Origin of the sequence: Bacillus sp. cl96 (assembly GCF_900100505.1) — a bacterium.
Classification (GTDB): Bacteria; Bacillota; Bacilli; order Bacillales; family Bacillaceae_G; genus Bacillus_A; species Bacillus_A cereus.
Genome location: NZ_FNDM01000013.1, coordinates 87,406 through 113,414 on the forward strand (window position 1 = coordinate 87,406; position 26,009 = coordinate 113,414).

Below are 26,009 nucleotides of genomic sequence, written 5' to 3' on the forward strand. Positions count from 1 at the left end.
GGCGCGTTTGTTGAAGAATAAAGATAGAAAATGACCAAACTTTTTATAGTATAGAAACTTAAATTTGTTAGATAAGAATTCATTTTGATCAATCTTTTTTCAAAATGAATTCTTCTTGTTTACCATAAATTACGAGTCTGTGAGGTATGTTTAATCAAAGTTTATTTCAAAGCAACATATGGAAGTAGAAATTGGGAGTCGTCTTATATTTGGAACATATGATTGCTTTGAGAATCAAATTGACTCTGAAGATGTTGCGTTTCAAGAATTTGATTGAAACCGAATTAATCCGACGACTGGACCTGTATATATCAGTGGTGCAGAACCTGGTGACATATTAGCTGTAACGATTGAAAAGATAAAAATTGCAGAGCAAGGTGTTTTAACTACAGGGGTGAACCTTGGCGTAATGGGTGAAGATCTACATGAAAATACAATAAAAATCGTCTTAATACATAATGAACATGTTTTGTTTTCAAATGAACTATAAATTCTGATTAATCAAATAATCGGTGTAATTGGTACTGCACCGAAAGAAGAGAGCATTTCATGTGCCACACATCAGCTGCCGGTGATTTAAAAGTTTGTCAAGTTGTGGATCCACTTAAAACGGCACGAATGGAACTAAGTATGGATTATGTGGAGAAGCTAGGTTTTAATTGCAGTAACTTTCATATTAAGTAAGAATAATAGAAGAAGGATACTTTTGTATAAAAGCATCCTTTTTTTAATTTACGGATTTTGTGAAAAGAGGTAGTATTTATTTTATATAAGTATATTTGAGATTGTGGATTAAAAAGGAGTTCAATAATGGTCAAAATTATGATTGTAGAAGACGATATGAAAATTGCAGAACTATTATCAACATATGTTGCGAAATATGGTTATCAAGGAGTTATTGTATCGGACTTTCAAAATGTATTAGACATTTTTTTAGATGAACAACCAGAGTTAGTTTTATTAGATATTAATTTACCGAGTTTTGATGGTTACTTTTGGTGTCGTCAAATTCGTAGTGTTTCTACATGTCCGATACTATTCATTTCGGCTCGTGAAGGTACGATGGATCAAGTTATGGCGTTAGAAAACGGTGGCGATGATTTTATTCCGAAGCCTTTTCATTATGAAGTTGTAGTGGCGAAAATTCGTAGTCATTTAAGACGTGCATATGGAGATTATGCACCGAAACTAGAAGAGCGAATGATTGAGCAACAAGGCCTTTGTTTATATCCTGAAAGACTTGTATTGAAACTTAGAAACGAAGAGATTGATATAACGAGAAACGAAGCTATTTTATTAGAGACATTAATGAAAAATTATCCGCGTGTTGTGAGTAGGGAAGTGTTGTTAAATAAATTATGGGATAGCGAATCTTATGTTGATGATAATACATTAAGTGTAAATACAACACGTGTGCGTAAAAAGTTACAAACGTTACATATAGAAGGTGCGATTGAAACGATTCGTAGTGTTGGATATAGATTGCATATTACTTGGGATACTGGTATAGAAAAATGATAAGGTTGTTTATACGTGATCATATACCACTTATTTGCTTTACTATAATTCAACTACTAGCTATATTTCTCGTATATTGGTTTGATGGGCATAATCATATTACAACGGCGTTATATGCAATGTTTCTAGGTGTTTTCTTTATGGGAAGTTATTTAGTGTTTCGTTATTTTACACATCGTTCTTTTTATGAGCGCTTAGCAAACCCGATGCAATCTTTGGATGAATCTGTTCAAAAATCTGATTTTGCAGCTGTATCGGCTGCTCTTCAAGAACTACTTGAGGTGCAATATCGACATTATCAAAATCAGCTGCAAATGCAAGAGAGAAAAAATAATGACCATTTAACCTTTATGAATCAGTGGATTCATCAAATGAAAACACCTTTATCTGTAATAGAATTAATTACACAGGATGAAGTAGATTCACGTTTTGAAAGTATAAATGAGGAAACTGATCGATTAAAAAAGGGATTAGAAATGGCTCTGTATGTCGCACGTTTAGAAGCATTTACACAAGATTTTTATGTAGAAAGAGTACAACTACATAAAATAGTGAATGATTCGGTACATGAGCATAAACGATTCTTTATCCGGAATTTTGTATATCCATATATTGAAATTGATAAGGACATTACAGTAGAAAGTGATGCGAAATGGTTACAATTTTTAATTGGACAAATACTATCGAATGCGATTAAATATTCATCTGGTAGTAGAGAGAAGATTAAAGTGAAAGCTTGTAAGGAAGGTAATAATGTTATACTTGAAATTGCTGATAATGGTGTAGGTATACCGAAGCAAGATTTACCAAGAGTATTCAAACCTTTCTTTACAGGAGAAAACGGTAGAGATTTTAAAGAATCAACTGGAATGGGGCTATATCTCGTATATGAAATTACGAAGCAATTAGGACATAGTGTAGAAATCTATTCAGAAGTTGGTAAAGGTACCGTTGTACGTATTATATTTTTTAATGTGTAAAATGACTCAGGCTAAAGAACTTTTGAAATAAGTTTTTTAGCCTTACTTTATATGGATTAAATGAAATGATATACAAGACTGGTATGATTCTAATAAAAGGTCGTGTAAGTATGTGTAATGACACAATAATAAATAAGGCTGTTAAATGAGAGGGATTTAATAATTTATTAATATATAAATAGTTTATTGTAAGAAAAAAGCTCGCCCTTTAAAAGAGCTAGCTTTATGAATTTTAATTAAGTAAACAAACTTAATAATTTATATCCAATTAATCCCAAAATAGTGATAGGAATAATCATTAAGAAAGAAGAAATTCGATGAGCATTAGAGCGTTCTAATACAAGAATCAAGATAATCCCGACTATGACTTCGGTATATCCAACAGGTAACATGTGACTATAGTCTTCAAAATTTAAAAGAATGTGAAGTCCATCTGTTACAAAAACTCCACTAATAAGTGAGCTTCCGAATTTATGAAGTGGATTTGTAGTATCTTTCCATAGAAAACCTGCAATTCCAAAGATAGTTCCTCCTATACATGCACATACAATCCATACAGATATAAAATAAATAGAGTGAGCTATATTTTTAATAACTATTGCATAACCATAGTAGCCTAATACCATTCCGAATAGTGCAAGGATACCAGAAAGTATAGCTGTACGCTTAGAATAACTAAAGCTAGCCACAAAAAAGGATGGAACTAACCAAACGCTTCCTAGATTAGCTAATGAATTCCAATGTCCAGGAAGTATACTTTGCCCCAATTTAGTTAGTATACCAACAATTATCCCTACTATAATCGGGATGAGAAAAATCATTAAAAACATATTTAACTTTGTGATTTTTAATGTCCTGTCCATAAAATCAATCCTTACATTAATATTTTCTGTAAAAATATAATAGCTTATTACAAGGGGATAATCAATAAAAAATTATCGATAAACAATAATCTATTGTTGGGTAATGAATAATATTTTGTTTTTATACAAAATTTATCCCGCTTTAATGGGCAGTAAGACCCCCACCTCAAAATTCAGCGAAAGCAAAGAAATTAGGTGGGGGTCGGGCTGCCCATAAAAGTCCGATTGGTTCAACTAATAATCAGTGGGGATGAAGAAAACCCCCACTAATTAAAGTTTCACTTTATATAAGAGAGAGTGCTTAGAAGTTTACTACTGGGGAAATCTAAAGGACGTATTACAATCAATGTAATTTGTGCTTATTCAACATGAAGTTAAGGAATGATAAATAAACCTAAAAGAAAGCAATCTTTTTAACAGCACATATAATTGCATTTACTCATACAGTACTAGTATGGTACAATATGGTTATTAACGATGGAAAGGAATGATGGGTGGACGATGATTAACTAATCTTATTTTTAAATGTTGAAATTCAATAAATTTCAATTTCTAAAAAATAGGATTAGTCTGCCCAATTTCCATACAACGGTATTGCTATTTATATTGCGCAATAGCTTATTTGGGTATAAATAATGTAATGACTAATCCTGCCAAATTTATTTGGGAGGATTTTTTATTCTCCCTTAATGAAAGGGATCGGTATTTATGAAAGAACTATTAAAATTAAATGATGTTTATGTTGAAATAAAAGAAAATATGTTGTTAGAGAAAATGAATGTGACAGTAAAACAAGGGGATGTTATCGGATTAATCGGTAAAAATGGTGCTGGTAAATCAACGTTACTTCAATTAATAAATGGGAAGATTGAACCTTCAAAAGGTACTGTTGAATGGATGCAAATGAATATGACAACAGCATATGTTGAGCAAGAAATAGAATCTTTTATTAGTAATGATGTAATTGCAAAAGAAGCAGAACTTCTTGCAAAATGGGGCGTGCCAACGAACGATTTTCATACTTTAAGTGGTGGTGAAAAGCTGAAAATTCGATTGGCAAAAGGATTTGCTGAAAATCCTAATGTCTTAATATTAGACGAACCGACAAATCATTTAGATGAGATCAGTACGGGATTTCTCATTAAACAAATAAAAAACATGAAAGGTACAGTTATCGTTGTATCGCATGATCGATATTTTTTAGATGTTGTCGCAACAAAAATATGGTCAATTGAGGACAAAAAATTAATTGAGCATAGTGGTAATTATACGAGCTACATGAAAGCACGTGAGCAAAAAAGAAAGTCGCAGCAGCGTGAATATGAAAAGCAGCAAAAAAAGATAGAACAAGTAGAAACACATATAAAAGAATTGAGTTCATGGTCACAAAAGGCACACGCGCAGTCTACAAAACAAGAAGGTGTGAAAGAATTCTATCGTGTAAAAGCGAAGCGAATGGATGCACAAGTGAAGTCAAAACGAAAACGACTTGAAAAAGAGCTGGAGAAAGCGAAAGTAGAACGTGTGAAAGAAGAGTATTCAGTTGAGTTTTCTATTCAAGCGAACAAAAAAGTAGGAAAACGTTTTTTAGAAGTGAAGCAATTAAAAAAAGACTTTCATGGGAAAGTATTATTTGAAAACGTTAATTTTACAATTCAGCACGGTGAGAAAGTTGCGATTGTTGGACCAAACGGTAGTGGGAAAACAACATTACTGAAGATGATTATGGGAACGGAAACTGCTGAAGGAGAAATATGGATTTCACCATCTGCGAACATCGGCTATTTAACACAAGAAGTTTTTGATTTACCGCTTGATAAAACACCAGAAAATTTATTTTTTAAAGAGACGTTTGAAGAAAGAGGAAAAGTCCAAAATTTAATGAAACATTTAGGGTTCCAAGCTTCTCAATGGAAAGAGCCGATTGAGCATATGAGTATGGGAGAAAGAGTAAAATGTAAGCTAATGGCTTATATTTTAGATGAAAAAGATGTACTCATTTTAGACGAACCGACGAATCACTTGGATCTACCTTCACGTGAACAACTTGAAAATACATTAGCTGAGTATAACGGAACATTAGTAATTGTATCTCACGATCGATATTTTTTGGAGAAAACAACTAACACAAAACTCGTGTTTTCAAACAATACGATACAAAAGCAGCTAGAAGAACCTACGAAAACAAGAGATGATATTGAAGAGCTACGTTTAACGTTAGAAACAGAGAGACAAGAAGTACTAGGGAAATTAAGCTTTTTAACTTCTAACGACAAAGAATATAAAGCACTGGATGAACGGTTTATGGAACTTACGAAGCAGATTAAGGAGCTTTAATGTAAGTAAGGGGGATTAACATGGATGAAGAGAGATTCACTAAGTTATTTAAAATAGATTGTGGAGATATATACCTACAAGAGTTCACGGTCAAAGATGCAGAGAGTATTTATAACATATCCAATCAACCGGAAATAGAAAAGTTTTTACCGGACTGGAAATCGACGAAAGAACAAAGGGTTAATTGGGTTGTAAATTATGAAATACCAGAAAATAAAGCGTTTCTTCATGCAGTGAGAACTACGACTAACATAGATGATCACATATTAAGACTAGGAATATTTAAGAAAACCACAAATGAATTTATTGGATGGTGCTGCACAGGTATGAAAGAAGAACTCCCTTCACCAAACAGAGAGATAATGTATGCTATCTCAAATGAACATCAAAATCATGGCTATGCTACAAAAGCGACTAAAGGTTTAATTGACTTTTTGTTTAAAGAAACAAATTTAAATGTCCTTAACGCAATTGCTTTAATTAACAATGTAGCATCAAATAAAGTTATTGAAAAATGCGGGTTTATTTATAAGACCCAACAGAGGATAGAAAATCAAATATATAATCATTATATATTGAGAAAATCTGAGTGGATAAAAATATAACGTTGGGTAGTAAAAGACCGATAGCAATCGGTCTTTTACTCCTTTATATAATAAATCTTTATTATACATTATATTTCCTACTACTATACAATTATTATAAGATAGTTATGCGTTAATTTTAGTTTGAAAATAGTTTTATTATCAGTTTTTTTAGAAATCTTACAAGCGTGTAAGATAAATGAAAGACGAATCAATATGAGCTGTAAGACAATTCATTTACACTCTGTTATGAGACGTGCAAATGAAGGGAGAATATACATGGAAATTTTACATGCAAAAAGTATTAGTAAAGTATATAAAGGGAAAGTACCTTATAAAGCATTAGTTGATATTGATTTATCAATTCAAGAAGGTGAATTTGTAGGGATTATGGGGCCATCTGGTAGTGGAAAAACAACGTTATTAAATATGGTATCTACTATTGATTCTCCATCATCGGGAGAAATTTTAATAAATGGCACAAATCCTTTCCAATTATCATCAGAAGATTTAGCGTTATTCCGCAGAAAGCAATTAGGATTTGTTTTTCAATCATTTAATCTTCTTAGCACACTTACTGTAAAAGAAAACATCGTATTGCCGATGACTTTAGATGGTGTTTCCGTGCAAGAAATGAACAAGCGATTGGAAGAGATTGCAGAGAAGTTAAATATTACAGATATCTTGAATAAAAGAACATTTGAAATATCAGGGGGACAAGCTCAAAGAACAGCAATCGCTCGTGCGATCGTTCATAAGCCGCAATTATTACTTGCAGATGAACCAACAGGGAACTTGGACTCTAAATCTTCAAATGATGTAATGGAGATGCTTGATACTCTAAATAAAGAAGAAAAAGCTACGATGATGTTAGTTACTCATGATCCGTATGCAGCGAGTTTTTGCAGTCGAGTAATCTTTATTAAAGATGGTCAACTATATAACGAAATTTATTGCGGTGAAAGCAGGCAAGCGTTTTATCAAAAGATTATGGATGTCCTTTCTTTGTTAGGAGGGAAAAGGCATGACTTTTCGTCAGTTCGCATTTAATAATATTTTTCGCAATAAGCGTACATATGCTGCCCATTTTTTAAGTAGTGCATTTTCTATTATGATTTTCTTTACGTATGCTCTTTTATTATTTCATCCTGATTTACAAGGTGAGTTGAAATCGACAAGTGCAACAATAAGTGCATTTGGTACATTGGGATTTTCAGTTTCGCAAGGATTGATTTTTGTATTTTCATTTTTCTTCATTTTATATTCAGTTAGTTCGTTTTTAAAGACGCGTAAGAAAGAATTTGGCATTTTAATGATGCAAGGTATGTCAATGAGACAGCTTAAGAAATTATTATTAATTGAAAATATGTTGATTGGACTTGGTTCAATTTGTATAGGGATTTTCATTGGACTCATATTTTCTAAACTAGTCTTATTGATAAGTGCAAGTGTATTAATGATTAATAATGGTTTACCTTTTTATATACCAGTTCGGGCTGTATTATTAACAGTTATTACATTTCTTTTCTTGTTTTTAATTGTTTCATTATTTACATTTAAAATGATAAAAGTTACAGAGCTTGTGGAACTGATTCAAGCAGGAGAAAAGCCAAAACCTGAACCAAAATCGTCAATTTTATTATCAATTTTTTCTTTATTTAGTATAGGGTATGGCTATATTTTAGTATTTCGCTTTATCCCAAATCATAGTTTTATTGTGCTAGGAATAGGAGTATTCCTGGTGATTATTGGAACGTACTTTTTATATACACAGTGTAGCGTTTATATATTGCATCTTGCCAAAAGGAGAGAAACTTTCTTTTTAAAGAGAACAAATATACTAACATTTTCAGAATTAATTTATCGTATGAAAGATAATGCAACGATGTTTTTTATTGTATCTATTATATCAGCAGTTGCTTTTACAGCAATTGGCACGACAGCTGCTCTTGGAAATAAAGATTTAGTAAGGATGACGAATCCGTATACATTACTATACATGGCTCCTGAAAACAACAAAATAGCGGATAAACATCTCTCTATTATAAAAAACCATCTGGCTGATGCTAATATTCCGTATCGAATGGCTTCATCTTCATATATATATACAGAAAGTAATGTATATGTAATGAAATTAAGTGAATATAACGAACTTGCGAGAGCACTAGGGTATCAACAAGAAACGATTGAAAAAGAAGATGAAATGTTATTAATTCCTGGAATGGTATCACAAAAACAAGAATTTAAAAATGGTGATTATAAGAAGAATATTGAAGTCATTCAAGGCGATTGGACAAAGACATTTCATGTGAAAAAAACTGTCGATAATTTAGTTTTGCCACATGATACGAAAGGGATATATATTGCTATTCAAGATCATGTATATGATGGAATTCCACTTAATAGTGGTCTAGATAATGAAGATATTATTCAATATCGTACTTACGGATTTGTTGTAGATGATTGGATAAAAACGAAAGAGGTTTCAAACCAATTAAATAATATATTTAATCAAGATCCTAGAGATATACATTTTGAATTTAGAGCTCTAACTATAGAGTTGTTAAGTGCAAAACAAACGAATGGGTTATTACTTATGGCTAGTGTTTTAGTCGGAATCGTTTTCTTCACATTTGCTGCTAGTTTTATTTATTTCCGATTATATACTGATTTGAATCGTGATCAACAGCAGTATAAAATGATTTCGAAAATGGGGTTAAGTAAACGGGAGCTAAAGAAAGTTGTAACGAGACAGTTATTATTAATGTTTTTCTTACCAATTGTCGTTGCAGTAATACATACTGTAGTCGCTTATATGGCATTACAACAATTAGTCGATTTTTCTATTCTAAATAGCTCTATCGTCATTTTAATTTCATTTATATGTATACAAGTTTTATATTTCTTTATAACTCGTTGGCGTTATTTACAAAAGCTTCATAAGACAATGGAACAATAGAGAAAATCAGCAAGTAAGATTGCAGAAAAGCATGTAAAAAAACAATTTGAAGTTATGGAAGGAACTGTGATGAAAAAACAATTATCTATTTTCATATTAAGTATATTATTGTTATTAAGTGTAAGTGCATGCTCTAAAAACGAAAACAGATTTCCAGCTAACGGTGTATTAATCATTGGAGATGAGAATCATACTGGAGCAATTATGAATCGTTATAAGGAAAACACGAAAGAACAGGAAGCTTTTGCAGTGAAAACAGGTAGATTTGACCAAAAAAGGGTTCTGATAATAAATGAATCTACTGCACAAGCGATGATGAATGCAAAGCTTTTTCGTAAACGTAATCAAGCATCCCTTTCTAAAACGTTAGATACGTTGCCGAATTTTCCAAAAGAAAGTTCCCTATTATTTATAAATGAAGAAGAAAAGAATATAAAAAGTATTGAAATAGAAGGAAACAAGATACCTGTTACATATGGTAGTGATGCTTGGCTTGGCAATAAACGTGACTATGGAGCACTATGGTATATCGTTGTGGCGAAAAATAGTGTGTATAAAGAAATAAAAGCAAATGAAACGAATATGCAACTTCTACACTTGAAAAAGTCATTAGGTGATGAAAACCCTAAAATATCGACAGATAATACGTTGATTAATGAAAAAGTAAAAGTAAGAAAGTTAATTGAAGGTTATAGAGATGAGGTATCAATTCAGTTTGTAACGATTGGAGAAAAATCTTAAAAAAGAGCTCGAGGTTGATGGATACTTTATCAACCTCGAGCTCTTTTTAATACCGTTTAAATAACTTACATTACTTCATTTAATCGAGTCTCACTCGTTTCTTCAATCGCATTTGAATTTTGAACTGAATTATTTTGTGCTTCTTTTTCTTTACGAGCCTTTTGTAGCATTTCAAGTATAATCCATAAAGGAACACCTTTATCTTTTAGCATCTTCCATAAATCTAATTCATTAAATTTATGCTCAGGCTGTTTCATTTCTTTTTCAGATAAACGAATATCATCCTTGATAGGATCATTTATTTTCTTACTTTCAAGTTTAGTAGAAGAGATAGTATTATGCTCAAGATGAGATGGAGTTATTTTAGTAGGTTGAGACAATGTATGAATATTTGATCCGATTTGCATGATTTTTCCTCCTTTTCAAGCAATGAGATTAGTTTTCTTATGGTTTTTAAATCTTTTTAACATGAGGAATCTATATTTAATTATAAATCTAAATAAATAGATTTACAAGTTATATTGTAAAAAGTAAATATTTACTTGAATTAATATTTATCAACATTTGTATATGTTTTCTATATATACAAAGTATATAAAATACTTTACATTATGTTTAAGTTGTTAAATTATTCTGTTAATTAGTTAAAAAGAAAAATGTAAACGTTTTATTAGGGGGGAGAAAGTATGGGGAAGTTATTTTTAAAAATATGTTTTTTTGCATTAGTGACCGTATGTTCATTCGCAGCGAAAATATCATACGCTGAAGAGAGGCAACAAAATAATTATCCTATCATATTAGTGAATGGATTTGCTGGATGGGGTAGAGAAGAAATGCTTGGCGTAAAATATTGGGGTGGTGTTCATGATATACAGGAAGATTTGAAACGAAATGGTTATACGGTACATACCGCAGCTGTTGGACCTGTTTCTAGTAACTGGGATCGTGCATGTGAATTGTATGCACAAATTAGCGGTGGGACAGTAGACTATGGTGCAGTCCATGCTGAGAAACATGGACATAATCGTTTTGGCAGAACTTATAGTGGTTTTGCGCCGAATTGGAGTGAAACAAATAAAGTTCATTTAGTTGGACATAGCATGGGTGGACAAACGATTAGAACATTAGTACAGCTATTAAAAGAAGGTAGTTTTGAAGAAAAGAATTATGTGAAAAATCACCCAGACACCAAAATATCACCACTATTTGAAGGCGGAAAATCATATGTTCATAGTGTTACAACATTAGCAACCCCTCACAACGGTACAACACTTGCGGATGGTAGTCTTCTACTGCCGTTCGTTAAAGATTTACTCATTACAGCTGCAAGCTTTGGGGGAAACAATAATTTATCATTATATGATTTTAAATTGGATCAATGGGGTATAAAGAAGAATGCTGGAGAGTCCTTTTTCCAATATAGTAATCGTATTCTAAATAGTTCACTTTGGAAAAATACAAAAGATATAAGTCAATGGGATTTAAGTACAGATGGTGCAAAGGAGTTAAATAATTGGGTAAAGACGCAACCAGATGTGTATTATTTATCCTATAGTGGACATGCATCACAAGCAGCACCTATAACAGGTTTACATTTGCCTCATATAACGATGAATAAAGTGTTAATGGGAAATGCATTTTTCTTAGGTTCTTATGCGAGATATGAAGAAAACCGTCCGCTAGTTGATACTTCTTGGTGGCAAAATGATGGTGTAGTAAATACAAATTCTATGATTGCACCATCTTCTAATGTTACTGTAAATAATAATGAGTCATTACAGATTGGAAAATGGAATCATATCGAAACGAAAGCGAATTGGGACCATCTCGACATGGTAGGGTTAAGTGTTTCAGACTCGTTAGGTTTTTCTAGCATTCAAGAGTTTTATAGAACAATTGCTGAAAAGCTATCACGTTTACCGAAATAGGTAATAATAAAGCGCTCTCGATGGAATTCGAGAGCGCTTTATATTATATTGAAAGAGGGATTTGGTAGAAAAATATGGGGGGATATTATGAAAATTCAAGTTGTATTATCAGGATACGGAACAGTAGGTAGAGAGTTTATAAAATTATTAAATGAAAAATATTCATATATATATGAAACATATGGGATTCAATTAGTTGTAAGCGGCGTATTAGGGAGAAATATCGCAATACATAATGAAGAAGGCTTATCTCTTCATCATTTATTGATGTATGGTGGCGGTACCGCTGCAATTGAAAAATATTTAGAGTATCATCCGAAGGAACGTGCAACAACTAGCATAAGTGGTACTGTATTGGTAGAATCAACGGTTACAAATCTTAAAGATGGAAATCCAGGGAAACAATATATGAAACAAGCGATTGAGAAACAGATGGATATAGTAGCAATTTCTAAAGGTGCGCTCGTTACAAATTGGAGAGAAATAAATGAAGCAGCAAAAAGCGCAAATATACGAATTCGATATAGCGGTGCAACAGCCGCTGCACTACCGACACTAGATATCGGACAATTTAGTTTAGCCGGTTGCAGTATTGAAAAAATAGAAGGAATATTAAATGGAACAACTAATTATATTCTTACGAAAATGTATGAGGAAGATATGACATTTGAAGAAGCACTGAAAGAAGCACAAAATAAAGGAATTGCTGAGACAAACCCTATATTAGATATAAGTGGTTCAGATAGTGCGTGTAAATTGTTACTTTTGACAAACAGCTTAATGGAAACAGAGAAAACACTTACTGATATACATATAAAAGGAATCGAGCACGTTACAAAACAGCAAATTCGAAATGCTAAGGAACAACATAAAATTATTAAATTAATAGCATCAACATATAAGGATGAGGGAGGCAATGTGAATTTAAATGTTGAACCGTGCCAAATAGAAAAAGATCATCCATTAGCAAAAGTAAATGGAACCGAAAAAGGAATTACGTTCTTTACAGATACGATGGGACAAGTTACTACAATTGGTGGAGCTTCTAATCCAAGAGGCGCTGCAGCTGCAGCTTTAAAAGATGTAATAAACTTATATCGAAAAGATTTGTAAGACCGTACCGCCCTTTATAAAAAATACATATGCCGTGGACCTTTTGAGAATGAAATAAATATGCAAAAATGATTGCAGGGGGTAAGAAATTGTTTAAGGATTTTAAAGTTGTTAAAGAACGTCCCGTTTATATTCAATTGAAAGATTATTTGAAGAAAATGATTATGAAAGGGCATTTGCTCGGGGATCAAAAAATCCCATCAACAAGGGAACTAAGTGAATTACTAAGTGTGAGTAGAAACACTGTACTCGCTGCTTATGCAGATTTAGAGCAAGAAGGACTCATTTATGCAGTTAAAGGAAAAGGGAACTTTGTTGCGAAGGTGGATATATCTAACACTTCGTCTGTTGAAATAGATTGGAAAAATAAACTTAATACAGTGACCGCATTAGCGGACGAATTAGATTTAATGAAACATGGTGTTCGTTGGGAAAAGGGAATGATTGTTTTTAATAGTATAGCCCCGGATGAGAAGCTATTTGATGTTGAAAATTTCAAAAGAGCTTTTCTTACTCGTATGTCCATTGAAGGGGACATCGTATTGAACTACGGATATGCAAAGGGATATAGACCGTTAATGAATTATTTACTTCATTACATGGAAATGAAAGGTGTAGACATTTCGAATAAAGATATTCTAATTACAAATGGATTTACAGAAGGATTGGATATTGTACTCTCTTCTTTATCAAAAAAATCCGGTCGTGTCATTTGTGAGAATCCAACTCACCATGCTGCACTTAAGCTTTTCCGTTTACATGGACTTGAAGTTCATGGGATTGATATGCATGAGGATGGTATTGATACGAATGAAGTTGAAAAAAGTTTGCGTGAAAAAGATTTTGATTTTGCTTATTTAATTCCTTCTTATCATAATCCAACCGGTATTGTTACGAGTTCAGAGAAAAGAACGGAATTGATGAGGTTATTTTCAAAATACAACGTTCCTATTATAGAGGACGGATTTAATGAAGAATTACGTTATTCAGGTTCACATTTAGCTCCATTATTAACTTTTGCGGGAGCTGGCAATAATGTGATTTATATTAGTAGCTTTTCAAAGGTACTTTTCCCTGGTTTACGTGTAGGCTGGATTATTGCAGATAAAGAGCTGATTCATTATTTAGAAAGCGTAAAAAGAGCAAGAACGATTCACACATCTACGCTAGATCAAGCTGTTCTGTTTCAATATTTACATGAGGGATATTTTGAAAAATATTTAAAAAAGGCAAGATCTGTTTATAAGAAAAAATATGAGTTAGCTGTCGGGGCATGTAACCAGTACATTCCTTTTAAAAGAATGACTGGAGATGGTGGGCTGCATTTATTTATAGAGCTAGAAGAGCATATGAATGCCCGCACACTTTTACAAAAGTGTTATGAGAAAGGCGTTACGTTTTCACCTGGAGATGTTTTTTACTCTGATGGAGAAGGAGCGAACACTTTCCGATTAGGTTTTTCGCGCTTGAAAGAAGAAGAAATAGTTCGGGGAATTAAAATAATTGGTGATACATTAAAAAATGAAATTTGGAGTTGAGAAAATGAAAATCGGTGTTATTATGGGCGGGGTATCGTCTGAAAAACAAGTTTCAATTATGACGGGGAATGAAATGATTGCTCATTTAGATAAAAATAAGTATGAAATAGTTCCAATTACATTAAATGAAAAAATAGATTTAGTTGAAAAAGCGAAAGACATTGACTTTGCGTTGCTCGCATTACACGGAAAATACGGAGAAGATGGGACAGTTCAAGGAACACTGGAGAGTTTAGGGATTCCTTATAGCGGAAGTAATATGTTATCTAGCAGTATATGTATGGATAAAAATATTTCGAAAAAGATTTTACGTTATGAAGGTGTAGAAACACCAGATTGGATTGAACTTACAAAAATGGAGGATCTAAATCTTGATGAGTTAGATAAGTTAGGATTTCCATTAGTAGTAAAACCAAACTCTGGCGGATCGAGTGTCGGAGTGAAAATCGTTTATAATAAAAATGAATTGATCTCAATGCTAGAAACTGTATTCGAATGGGATTCTGAAGTAGTAATTGAAAAGTATATAAAAGGTGATGAAATTACATGTTCAATTCTGGATGGAAAACAGTTACCTATAGTTTCAATTCGACATGCAGCCGAGTTCTTTGACTACAATGCAAAATATGATGATACTAGTACAGTTGAGGAAGTTATCGAACTTCCAGCAGAAATTAAGGAACGTGTAAATAAAGCGTCACTTGCTTGTTATAAAGCATTAAAATGTAGTGTTTATGCAAGAGTTGATATGATGGTGAAGGACGGAATTCCATATGTAATGGAAATTAATACATTACCAGGGATGACACAATCAAGTTTATTGCCAAAAAGTGCAGAAGCAGCGGGGATTAGTTATAGCAAACTATTAGATATGATTATTGAAACATCATTAAAAGTTAGAAAAGAAGAAGGGTTTTAAGGGAATTATATAACGAATTTTTTTGACAGTTTCACGAAGTATGCTATGATGAATACATTATTAAAAACAAAATATTTATCCACTAGGGGGGCCTTTTATAGGCTGAGATCAAATGTGATTTTGAGACTCTTAGTACCTGATCTGGTTAATGCCAGCGTAGGGAAGTGGGAAAGACGTTGCTATTTAATGAGTAAATAAATACTGTCAATTTCACTTTCTTTACGCCTGTAAAGAAAGTTTTTTATTTTACAGCTTTAATAATTGTGGATAAATACTTATATTTTATACATTATTGGAGGGATTTAAATGACTTTTTCACAATCATTACGTAAAGAAGTAGATTCAATTTGGGAAGCGAGTTTTAACCATCCTTTTGTAAAAAAACTTGGTGAAGGAACATTAGATTTAGCTAGTTTTCGCTATTATGTGCTTCAAGATTCATATTATTTGAGTCATTTTGCTAGAGTACAAACTTTAGGAGCTGCAAAAGCTCTTGAATTAGAGACGACAGCTCGTATGGCACATCATGCTCAAAATACATATGAGGCCGAGTTATCTTTACATGAGAATTTTGCTAAAAAACTAGGGATAACGAAAGAAGAAAAAGATAATTTTATTCCTGCGCCAACTGCATATGCGTATACTTCACATATGTATCGTGCTGCGTATGAAGGGCATTTAGGAGATACCATTGCAGCAATTTTACCTTGCTATTGGTTGTATTATGAAATTGGCGAACGCTTAAAAGAGTGCCAGCCGGAAGAGCCAATTTATAACGAATGGATTTCTGCTTATGGATCTGATTGGTTCCGTACGCTAGTTGAAGAACAAATTACACGTTTAGATACTATCGCTGAAAAAGTAACAGAGGCAGATCGCAAACGTATGAAACAGCATTTTATTATTAGCAGTCAATATGAATATTCATTTTGGGAAATGGCTTATACATTAGAAAAGTGGCCAGTGGATACAGACGTAAAAGACGTAATTGGATAAAGAATAGAAGTAATGTTATAGATAGGTATGGATCATACCTATCTATATATTTTTTCTTGTCAAATTTGCGTAAAGTCATTAGTGCTACGGAAATGGCGAAATAGAATATCGATAATTTAGCTCATTTACTTGTCTACGCATTAACTGGATAAACTTCTGTCACATTTATTTTACAATCAAAGAACGTAAATGTTGGTGGTATGAAGTTAAATAAGAAAAGAAACCCGAGCTGTTAGCTGTAACGGAGTTGTTTTTTCTTTGCAGGAATTTCTATATTATCATGGAGTGTTGTTAATACGATATGCAAATATGCATATCGTATTTTTTTGAGTTCTTTATGTGTTAAAATTAGATATAAAGATATGAAAATATAAAGAAGCAAAAGCAGGAATATCCAATGAATTTTGAGAGGTGTTATATGTTTACAAATAAGAAATTAATTCGATTTGGTTTATCGTTGTTTGTATTTTTAGGAATCATTAATTTTACAATCAGCTATTTCCAAACATATCTTGAAACAGCAGCAGATATCAAATGGGTAATTCCAGAAATTTGGAAAACTATTTTGCTAGATGTTCCTCAAGGTATACTTGTTCTTTTAGGCGCAATTGCTTTATATGATTTCACAAAAGAGGCATCACAAAAAGACGCATCAATCTAAGTGTGTCTTTTTTCAATTAGCAATTTCATAGAGAGTTTTGCTGGAGAAATAGAATGAAAAGCCCTAATTAGGGCTTTTTTTGTTGGAATTTCATATCCGTCATAGAAACCGGTCACTTGGAGGTGTTATAGCGAAAGCCATTTACAGTACAGAAAAATCTAAGCAGCAGACGGAAATATATAGGACATGGCATCATAATTATTGAGAAATTAATTGAACTTAGTAAGTATGAAGATATGACGCTAGAATTCATATTTTTTAATTTTTATTTACCCCGCTATTTGCCGGGCAGTAAGCCCCCCACCTCAAAATTCAGCGGAAGCAAAGAAGTTAGGTAGGGGATGAACAAAACCCCACTGATTAAAGTTTCACTTTATAAAAATGAGCCCATAGTAAAAATAGGTATATGAACAAGGTGCATCATCTAGTGATAAGTCATACTTTGTTGGTGTACGTATTGAACTTAGTTTATAGCGCTATTTCTACTTAGATGTAACGAACAGGAATATAGGGAAGTATCGATGAGGTTGTATTTTATAAACGGAGGTTATGAAAATGAATCAGTTTCAACAAGAACTACAAGCGTTAAGCCTTAATGATTACCGGTCTGGAAATATTGTCTATTGGGACCAGCAAAACCAATATCCATATTACTATATTGAAGATGCTGCTCGTCGCTGTGGCGGTTGTGGTCGTTGTGGCGGTTGTGGTGGAGGTCGTTGTGGCGGCTTCCGTTGTGGTGGCTTCCGTTGTATTGGTTGCTTCGGTTGTTTTAGTTGCGGAGGCTGTGGCGGTTGTGGCGGCTGTGGTGGTTGCTCTAACTGTTTTGATGGTTTTACTGATACTACTGGTACTATTGTAACGTATGAATATTGATAACATCTATCTTGCTAGTTGCGGGCAGTAACATCCCCCCAAAAATTCAGCGAGAGCAAAGAGAAGTTAGGTGGCGGACTGCCCATAAAAGCCCGATTGGTGAGAGCTGATTAAAGTTTCACTTTATCAATAAAAAAACATTAGTTATATGTACGTGCCGACAAAGAATATAGCCATTATTAATGGATATATTCAATCATTCAAGTGAAAGAGTAACAATAAGATATATAGATGTAATCAAGATGTGATGGATAAAGCAATGACTAGATTTAAAATCTAATCATTGTTTTTTTCTTATGGTTTTGTCATTAAATATCTGTCTAGTTTGGGCATTGCTTCCTTCTAGCTAACGAATTTATTACAACTTTGTAAGGTTAATGTAATGTTAATCGATAGTAAATGAAGATGCTTGAGTGTAATTTAAATAAGATTAAAAAGTACTGTTTATCTATAAAATAATCGGGTAAATACTATGTAATTAGGAAGTGTATGAATATGATTGAACTAAAATCTATTATCCATTCGTATAAACTAAAGAGAAAAATAGCTAAAGATTTATACGGAAAAAGAGATGAATTGACACTGTTATTAAATGAATTTAATAAAATGAAATGTACAGTAACATCTGAAAAGAAGAAAAATAATATATTATCTCGTTTGCAACTAATTTATCAAAATATGAAATCGGATAAGCAGTACCCTCTAGCAGTTGCTTTTGATAGTAAATTATTGGAGCAATTAGAAAAAGAACCTCTACATACTATTGAGGATGGTGTAACATGTTTACATCTAATGTTAGATGTGAATTATGAGAAAATAAAACAATATGGTTCGAGTACAAGTAGGTCATTTGTTCCATTATCGCAGTCTTCTATTTGTCTTGCTGATTGTATTTGTTTAACAGGAGTTGTAGTAGGTTTACTAGGAGCAATTTCATTTGGGGGGTTACTGTTATCTATATGTTCAATTACATAAAGGTTGATATTTGTAAAAAGGGCACCGAATTAAGGTGTTCTTTTTTGGTTTTTTTGTAAAGATATTGTAAATGATAAGTACAATGCATTAAGTATAATGTATAATTCGAATGTATTGAAATTCAAATATAATAGAGGTGTTATACATGATAATTACTTTGAATTTTTAAAAGAGTCGGTTTGATAATAATTTATGTAGATAAACAGTTTTTACGTTTCTTTTAAATACTTGGTTTAAATGGATTAGATTAAGTAACTATTGTTCTAGCTTTTTGATAATCAAGACAACTGAAGAAAGGAAGGAATCATTTTATGAAAAAATTAAGGCTGCTAACATTTGAAAATATAGTAGAACCCCTTTTAAATGAAAAGGTATCATTTATATACTTTCCTATTGAATGGCTGGACATCGTAGAGATACATTATAAGACATTTTTATTAACGAGTAAGTTGAAACGTTTGAATGAAAGATTGTATGATATGTTTTCGGATATATTGTTTATTCAGCATAACCCATACGTATTAAATGAAAATACACCATGGATTGTATCGAAAGAACCTATTAGACAAGAGCAGCTCGATTATATTTTTCAAAGTTGGTATGAGATTATTCATGATTGGAAACCAAATAGATTAGTAGAACCACCAAAATATGAATGGCAATCCGATTTGATTTCTAATTTGCCAGTACTACATGATAATGAAACGTATTCTAAGTGGGTGCCCGCTTTAATCTCACATATTTTTTGTGAGCGTCCTATATATTTAAAAAATACAAATGAAGAAGAAATCTATTTTTCCCCTCTTAGATCACAAAATATTTGTGAGGCGATGTCAGGGCCGATAAAAGATGAAAAAACACAAGATTTTTTCTCCTATGTATATCGATTCGAATGCATAACCCGCGGTGGTGAGAACGCTCCATTATTAAATATTTCAATAGGGATTCGGAGATTTTATCAAGAATATAATCACCCAGATATTCCTTTACTTTTAAGACGGAAACGAGGCATGATATTGATTTCTACCTCAGAGTTTGCGTCAAATAATAAAAAAATACGGTTTGTAAAACTAAAAATACAACAAGCTACAACCGGCATGAAATGGATTAAGATATTTAGAAATTTAAAAGATGATTTTCAAATAGGGGGAGAGGTGGATTTAGACCATATTCTCCAATATCCGAAAGATTATATTGTAGGAGAAAATAAAAGGGTGTTATTTCCATACAATGAGAGAATTTATAAAGTTCAAGGTACTAAAATAGAACCGGGTATAACAGTAAAGGAAAGAGAGTATTTATTTAAAGAATTTCAGCGTAAATTCTCTTATTTCACAATACTTCCAGAATGTAAAAAGGTAGCTACAAATAACAAAAATGAATTATTTCCTTTATTTGCACCAAAAGGATTAGAGACATTAACATTAGAAGTTTGGTCTGAAGATATAGTGCTGGAAATAGAACAAACATTACTTGAGAGTCAAATTGTTTTGACTAAAGTTGGTGAAAATTCTTATGTATTGAATACAGATTTTCCAGTGTTATTAAAGATTGTGAGATACAATATTGAAAAGGTGTTACAAAATCCATATAAAATGCAATATTGCCAAAAATATAAAACAAATCTTGTAGATGATGTTACGAAAGCTGTCTATGCTACCGCGGGCGAGCGCAGTGATGCGACATTAGCATTAATCGCATTGAAAAATTGTGATGGACGAGAAAAAATTGATCCAAAACAAATCATTAGAGAGGGATTTGCACGAGCAAACCGTATTTCAACATTTATTAATTTATTTATAGGCCAAAGTGTATCTCGTAAAACAATTGTAAATAGTGTTTTTAGTTTATTAGAGCAAAAAGGATTTTTGAAGCGTAGTTGGAATAAGATAAATTTACCTTGTATATATGTTAATTTATCAATTGAACGAATATCGAAATTTGATTTCTTACCTATTCTTTCAAAAATAAAAGGAAAAGAAATTTTATATAAATTATATGGGAATACAGAATGGCAAACGATTGATTACGTATTATTAAATATAAATAAACATAATGCATTTTTACCACAACCATCAAAGAGAAATGATATGGGAGCTCTTTTTAAACAATATGTTTCCGAAACATTAATGGAAATTGTACAATATGCAAAAGAACAAAATGAACAAGTTTATTTCATTGTAGATGCAAATTTGAGAAGGTATTGGATAAAAGAGTTACAAAATAAAGAAATTAATACAGATATTTTACCTGATATTGTTCCAGAGGTGTTAAAGGTTCCAAATTTAAATATTATTAGAATAAATACAGGTTTTGATGTACCAAGTTACGGTGTAATAGAATCTGATGATGCTCTAGATAGCATTGGCTTATATACAGATCAAAAAGGGATGTATTATAGCACTGGTGAATATTCACTTAATTGTAGTGGGATTTTTCAGCGATATATACTTGAAATTTTACCATTGGGTGTAAAACCTGTAGAAAGGGATTATATCGCTAAAATGATACATTACATGTGCTGTAATTCTAGTATGCTTTCGAAAAAGAATGTACACATTACATATTCCATGCATATGGAAAAAGTAATAAAGAGTTATATTACTGACATAGATGCAAGAGAGTTTAAAGAATTTGATGATGAATTGGATGTAGATGTAGTAAAAGTAGAAAAGAAAGATTCAATTATTCTACTTTAAATACTAGTAAACAAATCCTGCTCGTTATATCGATCAGGATTTGTCATTTTTTTATGTAAATAAGGATATCCTTTGTCAAGTATCTTTTCGTTTACATATTTACTTTATGTGCAGACAGGATTAATATGTTTTTTAGAAATACAAAAACTATTTCATATGGAAAAACGATTTTTATTAATTGAAAAAATTTGAAAGGAATGGGGAATTGTGAAGAAATTAGATGTGCTCTTAATGCTATTGAGCGGCCTCTTTCCAATTGCAGGACTTACAAAGCAAATCCCTCTAGAACAATCTATATATATTGGAGGGCTTTTATTTTTTACTAGTTTCGGTAGTTATTTTGCTAAAAAGATGTATTCACGTATATGCAGTTGGATAGCGTATGCGCCATTTATAACACTACTGTTAGTTATTTGGCATCAAGATATTGCAACAAGCTCAATCATAGCAAATGCGAAAATTGCTGCATGTGTCGCGTTAATTCCATGTTTATTCCGTTTTCGTACATATGGACTTACTTTGGGCTTATTCTCATTATGGGCCGCTTTACTATGGGATATAAAAGAAGTACAGTCGTTAGTCATACTTGAACGCATAACGAGTTTAATGACAAGCCATTATGTATATATATTACTATTAATTGGAGGACTTGTATTAGGAGGATTACTTGCGATGTTCATTCACCGCAAAGAGAAAGATAATCAAGAAAATATAAATCTACTTGGACCAAAAAAGAAACGCAAAAGATTATCAATTAAGATTCGACTTCCAAGATTGCCGAAATTAAAGATGAAACTATTTAAGTTTGGTGGGAAAGAATCTAAAAGTAAAATGCCAGAAAAGATCCATGAGTATAAGTACGAAGAACCAGTTGCAACATATGAAATGACAGAGCAAATAGATCCATACAAAGAAAATGCAGTTCAAGGTCAAACAAGGATGGAACGCCGAAGAAATAGGTATAATGCATAATGAGGTTTAATAACCCCGTAATGACTTATCTTAATATTGATAAATCATTACGGGGTTTTTTATGTAATTAAATGAAGGTTGCTAATGTGGGGGGGAACAGCATATTTTATAGGTGGGAACCAAAATGAAATAAGGGGAGGATAAAATGCTTATCATTACATATATATCTGCTTGTATATTATTCTTAGTTAGTTTTTTACATGTATATTGGGCTTTCGGAGGTAATTGGGGGACAAATAGTGTTATTCCAACTAAAGCAGGGGAAAAGGCGTTTACACCTCGTGCCGGAATGACATTGGTCATTGCATTATTATTAAGTATGGCAGCAATAATTTTGTTGCAACAAGCAAATATTGTTCATTTTGCAGTTCCTAATGTTATTATTCAAGTCGGTTCCTGGATTTGTATGATCGTCTTTTCTATTAGAGTAATTGGTGAATTTAACTATTTTGGTATCTTTAAACGACAAAAAGATACGCACTTTGCAAGAATGGATACCGGTTTATATATTCCACTTTGTGCATTTTTATCTTTATCTTTCTTATTAGCAATAATTTTGTGAGTGAATAATAGTAGTTTCTTTTCTCAAAAAATATATAAACGTGAGAAATCTAAGAGTAAATAAAAAGGATGTAAGCGCCTTCTTGTCGAAATGTAAATTATTATGAAAGGCGGTGACACTATGAAGTATGTAAAAGTTAGTATGAATGGTGGAAGTGAACATAAATTCTCAATGACTTTAGATCGGTTTGAAGAACTTATTACTACAGAGAATGGGATATTAGAAAATAAATTAGTATGTATTGAAAATGTAATGATTAATCCTACTAATATATCTTCTGTAGTTGAAAAAATTGGTGTACCGGCTAAGTTTATGGAAGCTTAAAATCTTTAGATAAAAAACATCCATTGAGGATGTTTTTTAATTTATAAATATGAAATTGTGCAGTGAAATTTTGAGTAGATTTTTTAGCAATGACTGTGCATATATTAAGTACCTGAACATGGTGCTTAATACATGCACGAAATAATAAGTACAAGCATATATTATGTAGTAGGACAAGATCTTCGTGTCCTACTTAATACTCAGAAAAAACCTCTAATCACATAAGAGCAGCTAATTGCAGGGTGCTCTTATTTTTTATGAAAATCTACTATGAGCCTTATTTTATAGTAGGATGCAATAATAAAGGGCTATTTTGAAATAGTGTTTTTTAGCCTTTAATTTTAAATTTATCTTTAACGTTAATAAATATTAAAAATAATATGATAGCAGAAATTAAGTTAGATAAGTAGAAATTTTGATGAAACAGTAGTTCAAAGATGACATCGAAAGTAACGAATAAGGCAATAGCAGGTAGTATGCAAATAAATATAAATCTCCAATTTTTTAAGTAATGTTTATAATTTGTAAGTACTTTATCCATAAATATAGCTCCTATATTTTTGTTTTTATATAATTATACATTTAGATACAAGGATTTTCAAAGTAAAAATATTTAGCAATTCAAAAATATAAGGAGAGCTTTTGTTGAAAATCCAGATTGCTGTAGTAATCTGGATTTGACTTTAAAGAACTATACTAAAATGATACACTATAATCTACGTTATTTTTGAAATGAATAGAGGGATTTGTGTGATAGATAAAATTAAAAATGCTGTAGAGGATATGTACGAAGATGAGGCTAAAGATTTACTTCAAAGTATTCTCATACAGTTAAACTTATTAGAAGAAAACTATAGTGAAGATACAATTAAAAATTTGATGGATATTCCGAAACAATTAACAAGTAATCCTACTTATAAAAGGAATGTAAAAGAAAGTACGCACGTACATATTGCTTTTGATGATTCAACGGCTGGTTGCTTAAAATATATGTCAAGTCAAGAAGAATTATTTGAAGAGAGTGTTGTTGCTTTTTCGGAATTTTTTTCAATTGGACCGATATATAGGTTGCATACGAATGAGGGGCAACTAGCAAGACAGGAGTGGTTAATAAATAACTTAACTGCTTATGATAGTTATTTTGAAGAAGAATATTTATCAAGATTTATAGCAACTATAGAAGAACTACATACTATTCCTGTTGAAACACCTATTACAATTTGGAAGGCTGATAATGCACATGAACATGTAGGCCTAAGTTTTGTAATAGCACAATTAAAGGATAAGAAAAACATTCGAGTTATTAATACGTCTGAAGCAAGTAGAGAAATATTAAAACAAGAGTATGATATTCGTGGAACGGGAGAATTACCACCTGAAAGTTTAGCTCTATTCCAAAAAAGTTTTATAAAGTTACCTTATTTAACTGAAGAGAAGCGAATGAAGTTTGAACATGAGTGGGATAGATTCTCGGAAAGCATAGAATGTTTAAGAGTGTGGAAAGAAAATGAAGTGCATTTTGTACAAGAAGATTATTTTGATCAATTTATAATTGAATGCGCGAAAAGTGTGGGTGCTGATCGAGAGTTCCTCAAAGCTCCTAGAGTAATTGGTGAAGCACTTGGTCTTGTTGAACAATTGGTTGGAGATACATTCTTAGAATATCGCTTGAAACAATTAATTAAACAAGAAGTATTTGAATTTGAAGGTTCGTTAGATGAAATGCGTTTTTATAGTGTGAAGTTAAGGAAATAATAAACACATTCTATTTTTGAAAGGCTCGTATTTTTAATAATACGAGCTTTTTAAGTTGAATTTGGGCTATACATAAGCTTCCTAGAGAGGGCATATCACATATGAATGATAAAGGTAATGAATGAAAAGAAGGTGATTTGTTAATATGTATAACCAACAAAATTATCCATATGATCAAGCGATGTATTATAATCCACAAAACTACGGGTATGAACCTACAAATGAAGTGAGAGATATTGAACAAGAAGATTACAGACCAGATGATGCGGAGGATGCTCCAACGTCACCACCACCGTCACAAGCGCCATCGTTACCGTCTACATTTGCTTCTCCGGCACAACCAGGCAATATGAAATCATGGATGTGTAACTGTTTAGGAAGATGGGGCTATTTACGTTTACATCGACCTGGGCCTTTTGGAAGAGATTTATGGTTCTTTCCGACTGAAGTGAGAAGAAACGGAGTATCAGGTTACACTTGGCAGGGTGGTCGTCGTCGTAAAGTAAGTTATCGCTATCAACAAATTAGTAATTTTATGTGCTTCGCATAAAGAGAAGTGGGAGAGTGAAACGATTTTACTTTCTCACTTTTTTATTTTTCAATATACGAAGTAAGATTTTGATTAAAAATTTACAATTTTCACGTTTTTATTAGAGTATAATGCATATGTTGGTTGGTTTTCAAAAACAAATGAGAGTGAGGGAATACA

At 32.1% G+C, this 26,009-nt stretch carries 24 protein-coding genes, 2 pseudogenes and 1 riboswitch; of the genes and pseudogenes, 23 read left to right on the forward strand and 3 right to left on the reverse strand.

The window, feature by feature from the left end; all coding sequences use genetic code 11:
- The first annotated feature begins 178 nt into the window (after window positions 1-178).
- The 3 genes and pseudogenes from BLT20_RS23805 (at window position 179) to BLT20_RS23815 (ending at window position 2,498) form a co-directional block, all read left to right on the forward strand.
- Window positions 179-684, forward strand: a pseudogene (locus tag BLT20_RS23805) (acetamidase/formamidase family protein).
- A 126-nt stretch (window positions 685-810) separates the two neighbouring features.
- On the forward strand, window positions 811-1,518 hold the full coding sequence (locus BLT20_RS23810; RefSeq protein WP_000239008.1) for a response regulator transcription factor: 708 nt from the start codon (window positions 811-813) through the stop codon (window positions 1,516-1,518).
- Window positions 1,515-2,498, forward strand: coding sequence for a sensor histidine kinase (locus tag BLT20_RS23815; RefSeq protein WP_013141965.1), 984 nt, complete (start codon window positions 1,515-1,517; stop codon window positions 2,496-2,498). Before BLT20_RS23810 ends, BLT20_RS23815 begins: the two co-directional genes overlap by 4 nt.
- Window positions 2,499-2,734: 236 nt before the next feature.
- Here the strand turns inward: BLT20_RS23815 and BLT20_RS23820 are convergent, their stop codons facing one another.
- Window positions 2,735-3,361 (reverse strand): DUF6518 family protein, encoded by a 627-nt coding sequence (locus tag BLT20_RS23820; RefSeq protein WP_000376263.1) that lies wholly within the window; start codon window positions 3,359-3,361, stop codon window positions 2,735-2,737.
- Between the two features lie 708 nt (window positions 3,362-4,069).
- On the opposite strand from BLT20_RS23820, the gene abc-f reads away from it, so the two are divergent.
- From abc-f to BLT20_RS23850, 5 genes are all read left to right on the forward strand, one after another.
- Window positions 4,070-5,698 (forward strand): ribosomal protection-like ABC-F family protein, encoded by a 1,629-nt coding sequence (gene abc-f, locus BLT20_RS23830; protein WP_000661373.1) that lies wholly within the window; start codon window positions 4,070-4,072, stop codon window positions 5,696-5,698.
- Window positions 5,699-5,718: 20 nt separating this feature from the next.
- A complete protein-coding gene (locus BLT20_RS23835) occupies window positions 5,719-6,303 on the forward strand; it encodes a GNAT family N-acetyltransferase (RefSeq protein WP_000343080.1) in 585 nt (194 codons plus the stop codon).
- A gap of 258 nt (window positions 6,304-6,561) precedes the next feature.
- A complete protein-coding gene (locus BLT20_RS23840; RefSeq protein ID WP_000404282.1) occupies window positions 6,562-7,332 on the forward strand; it encodes an ABC transporter ATP-binding protein in 771 nt (256 codons plus the stop codon).
- Window positions 7,307-9,241: an ABC transporter permease gene (locus BLT20_RS23845; RefSeq protein ID WP_000144148.1), complete on the forward strand. Its 1,935-nt coding sequence runs from the start codon at window positions 7,307-7,309 to the stop codon at window positions 9,239-9,241. Before BLT20_RS23840 ends, BLT20_RS23845 begins: the two co-directional genes overlap by 26 nt.
- 69 nt (window positions 9,242-9,310) lie before the next feature.
- On the forward strand, window positions 9,311-9,982 hold the full coding sequence (locus BLT20_RS23850) for a lipoprotein BA_5634 family protein (RefSeq protein WP_000744469.1): 672 nt from the start codon (window positions 9,311-9,313) through the stop codon (window positions 9,980-9,982).
- 65 nt (window positions 9,983-10,047) lie between these two features.
- On the opposite strand, the gene BLT20_RS23855 is transcribed toward BLT20_RS23850, so the two are convergent.
- Window positions 10,048-10,389, reverse strand: coding sequence for a DUF3914 domain-containing protein (locus tag BLT20_RS23855; protein WP_001165489.1), 342 nt, complete (start codon window positions 10,387-10,389; stop codon window positions 10,048-10,050).
- A 279-nt stretch (window positions 10,390-10,668) separates the two neighbouring features.
- On the opposite strand from BLT20_RS23855, the gene BLT20_RS23860 reads away from it, so the two are divergent.
- The 13 genes and pseudogenes from BLT20_RS23860 to BLT20_RS23920 all read left to right on the forward strand — a co-directional run bounded on the left by BLT20_RS23860 (window position 10,669) and on the right by BLT20_RS23920 (window position 23,545).
- Entirely contained in the window at window positions 10,669-11,910 is a 1,242-nt protein-coding gene (locus tag BLT20_RS23860; protein ID WP_000517071.1) for an esterase/lipase family protein, read from the forward strand.
- A gap of 87 nt (window positions 11,911-11,997) precedes the next feature.
- A complete protein-coding gene (locus BLT20_RS23865) occupies window positions 11,998-13,023 on the forward strand; it encodes a homoserine dehydrogenase (RefSeq protein WP_000701771.1) in 1,026 nt (341 codons plus the stop codon).
- Between the two features lie 89 nt (window positions 13,024-13,112).
- Window positions 13,113-14,561: a MocR-like pyridoxine biosynthesis transcription factor PdxR gene (locus BLT20_RS23870; protein ID WP_000471644.1), complete on the forward strand. Its 1,449-nt coding sequence runs from the start codon at window positions 13,113-13,115 to the stop codon at window positions 14,559-14,561.
- Window positions 14,562-14,565: 4 nt separating this feature from the next.
- On the forward strand, window positions 14,566-15,480 hold the full coding sequence (locus BLT20_RS23875) for a D-alanine--D-alanine ligase (protein ID WP_002025855.1): 915 nt from the start codon (window positions 14,566-14,568) through the stop codon (window positions 15,478-15,480).
- 74 nt (window positions 15,481-15,554) lie between these two features.
- Window positions 15,555-15,660: riboswitch (TPP riboswitch) on the forward strand.
- Window positions 15,661-15,786: 126 nt separating this feature from the next.
- The gene (gene tenA, locus BLT20_RS23880) at window positions 15,787-16,476 is read left to right on the forward strand and encodes a thiaminase II (RefSeq protein WP_000144518.1); all 690 of its coding nucleotides are present in this window, start codon (window positions 15,787-15,789) and stop codon (window positions 16,474-16,476) included.
- A 397-nt stretch (window positions 16,477-16,873) separates the two neighbouring features.
- A complete protein-coding gene (locus BLT20_RS23890; protein WP_002082716.1) occupies window positions 16,874-17,137 on the forward strand; it encodes a DUF3937 domain-containing protein in 264 nt (87 codons plus the stop codon).
- A gap of 555 nt (window positions 17,138-17,692) precedes the next feature.
- Window positions 17,693-18,013: a heterocycloanthracin/sonorensin family bacteriocin gene (locus tag BLT20_RS23895; RefSeq protein ID WP_001071367.1), complete on the forward strand. Its 321-nt coding sequence runs from the start codon at window positions 17,693-17,695 to the stop codon at window positions 18,011-18,013.
- Between the two features lie 145 nt (window positions 18,014-18,158).
- A pseudogene (locus tag BLT20_RS30825) lies at window positions 18,159-18,293 on the forward strand (site-specific integrase); the annotation flags it as partial.
- A gap of 209 nt (window positions 18,294-18,502) precedes the next feature.
- A complete protein-coding gene (locus BLT20_RS23900; protein ID WP_002025857.1) occupies window positions 18,503-18,988 on the forward strand; it encodes a hypothetical protein in 486 nt (161 codons plus the stop codon).
- 311 nt (window positions 18,989-19,299) lie between these two features.
- Entirely contained in the window at window positions 19,300-21,687 is a 2,388-nt protein-coding gene (locus tag BLT20_RS23905; RefSeq protein ID WP_000736209.1) for an RNaseH domain-containing protein, read from the forward strand.
- 207 nt (window positions 21,688-21,894) lie between these two features.
- On the forward strand, window positions 21,895-22,659 hold the full coding sequence (locus BLT20_RS23910) for a DUF3959 family protein (protein WP_000732180.1): 765 nt from the start codon (window positions 21,895-21,897) through the stop codon (window positions 22,657-22,659).
- Window positions 22,660-22,804: 145 nt separating this feature from the next.
- Window positions 22,805-23,221, forward strand: coding sequence for a DUF3995 domain-containing protein (locus BLT20_RS23915; protein ID WP_000905568.1), 417 nt, complete (start codon window positions 22,805-22,807; stop codon window positions 23,219-23,221).
- Between the two features lie 120 nt (window positions 23,222-23,341).
- Window positions 23,342-23,545, forward strand: a complete 204-nt coding sequence (locus BLT20_RS23920) for a hypothetical protein (RefSeq protein ID WP_000878369.1) — start codon at window positions 23,342-23,344, stop codon at window positions 23,543-23,545.
- 328 nt (window positions 23,546-23,873) lie between these two features.
- On the opposite strand, the gene BLT20_RS23925 is transcribed toward BLT20_RS23920, so the two are convergent.
- On the reverse strand, window positions 23,874-24,086 hold the full coding sequence (locus BLT20_RS23925) for a hypothetical protein (RefSeq protein WP_000362067.1): 213 nt from the start codon (window positions 24,084-24,086) through the stop codon (window positions 23,874-23,876).
- Window positions 24,087-24,295: 209 nt separating this feature from the next.
- On the opposite strand from BLT20_RS23925, the gene BLT20_RS23930 reads away from it, so the two are divergent.
- Both BLT20_RS23930 and BLT20_RS23935 read left to right on the forward strand, forming a co-directional pair.
- Complete coding sequence (locus BLT20_RS23930) at window positions 24,296-25,300, forward strand: DUF1835 domain-containing protein (RefSeq protein ID WP_000565691.1); 1,005 nt, start codon at window positions 24,296-24,298, stop codon at window positions 25,298-25,300.
- A gap of 145 nt (window positions 25,301-25,445) precedes the next feature.
- Window positions 25,446-25,850, forward strand: coding sequence for a hypothetical protein (locus BLT20_RS23935; RefSeq protein ID WP_000282687.1), 405 nt, complete (start codon window positions 25,446-25,448; stop codon window positions 25,848-25,850).
- Window positions 25,851-26,009 lie beyond the last annotated feature (159 nt).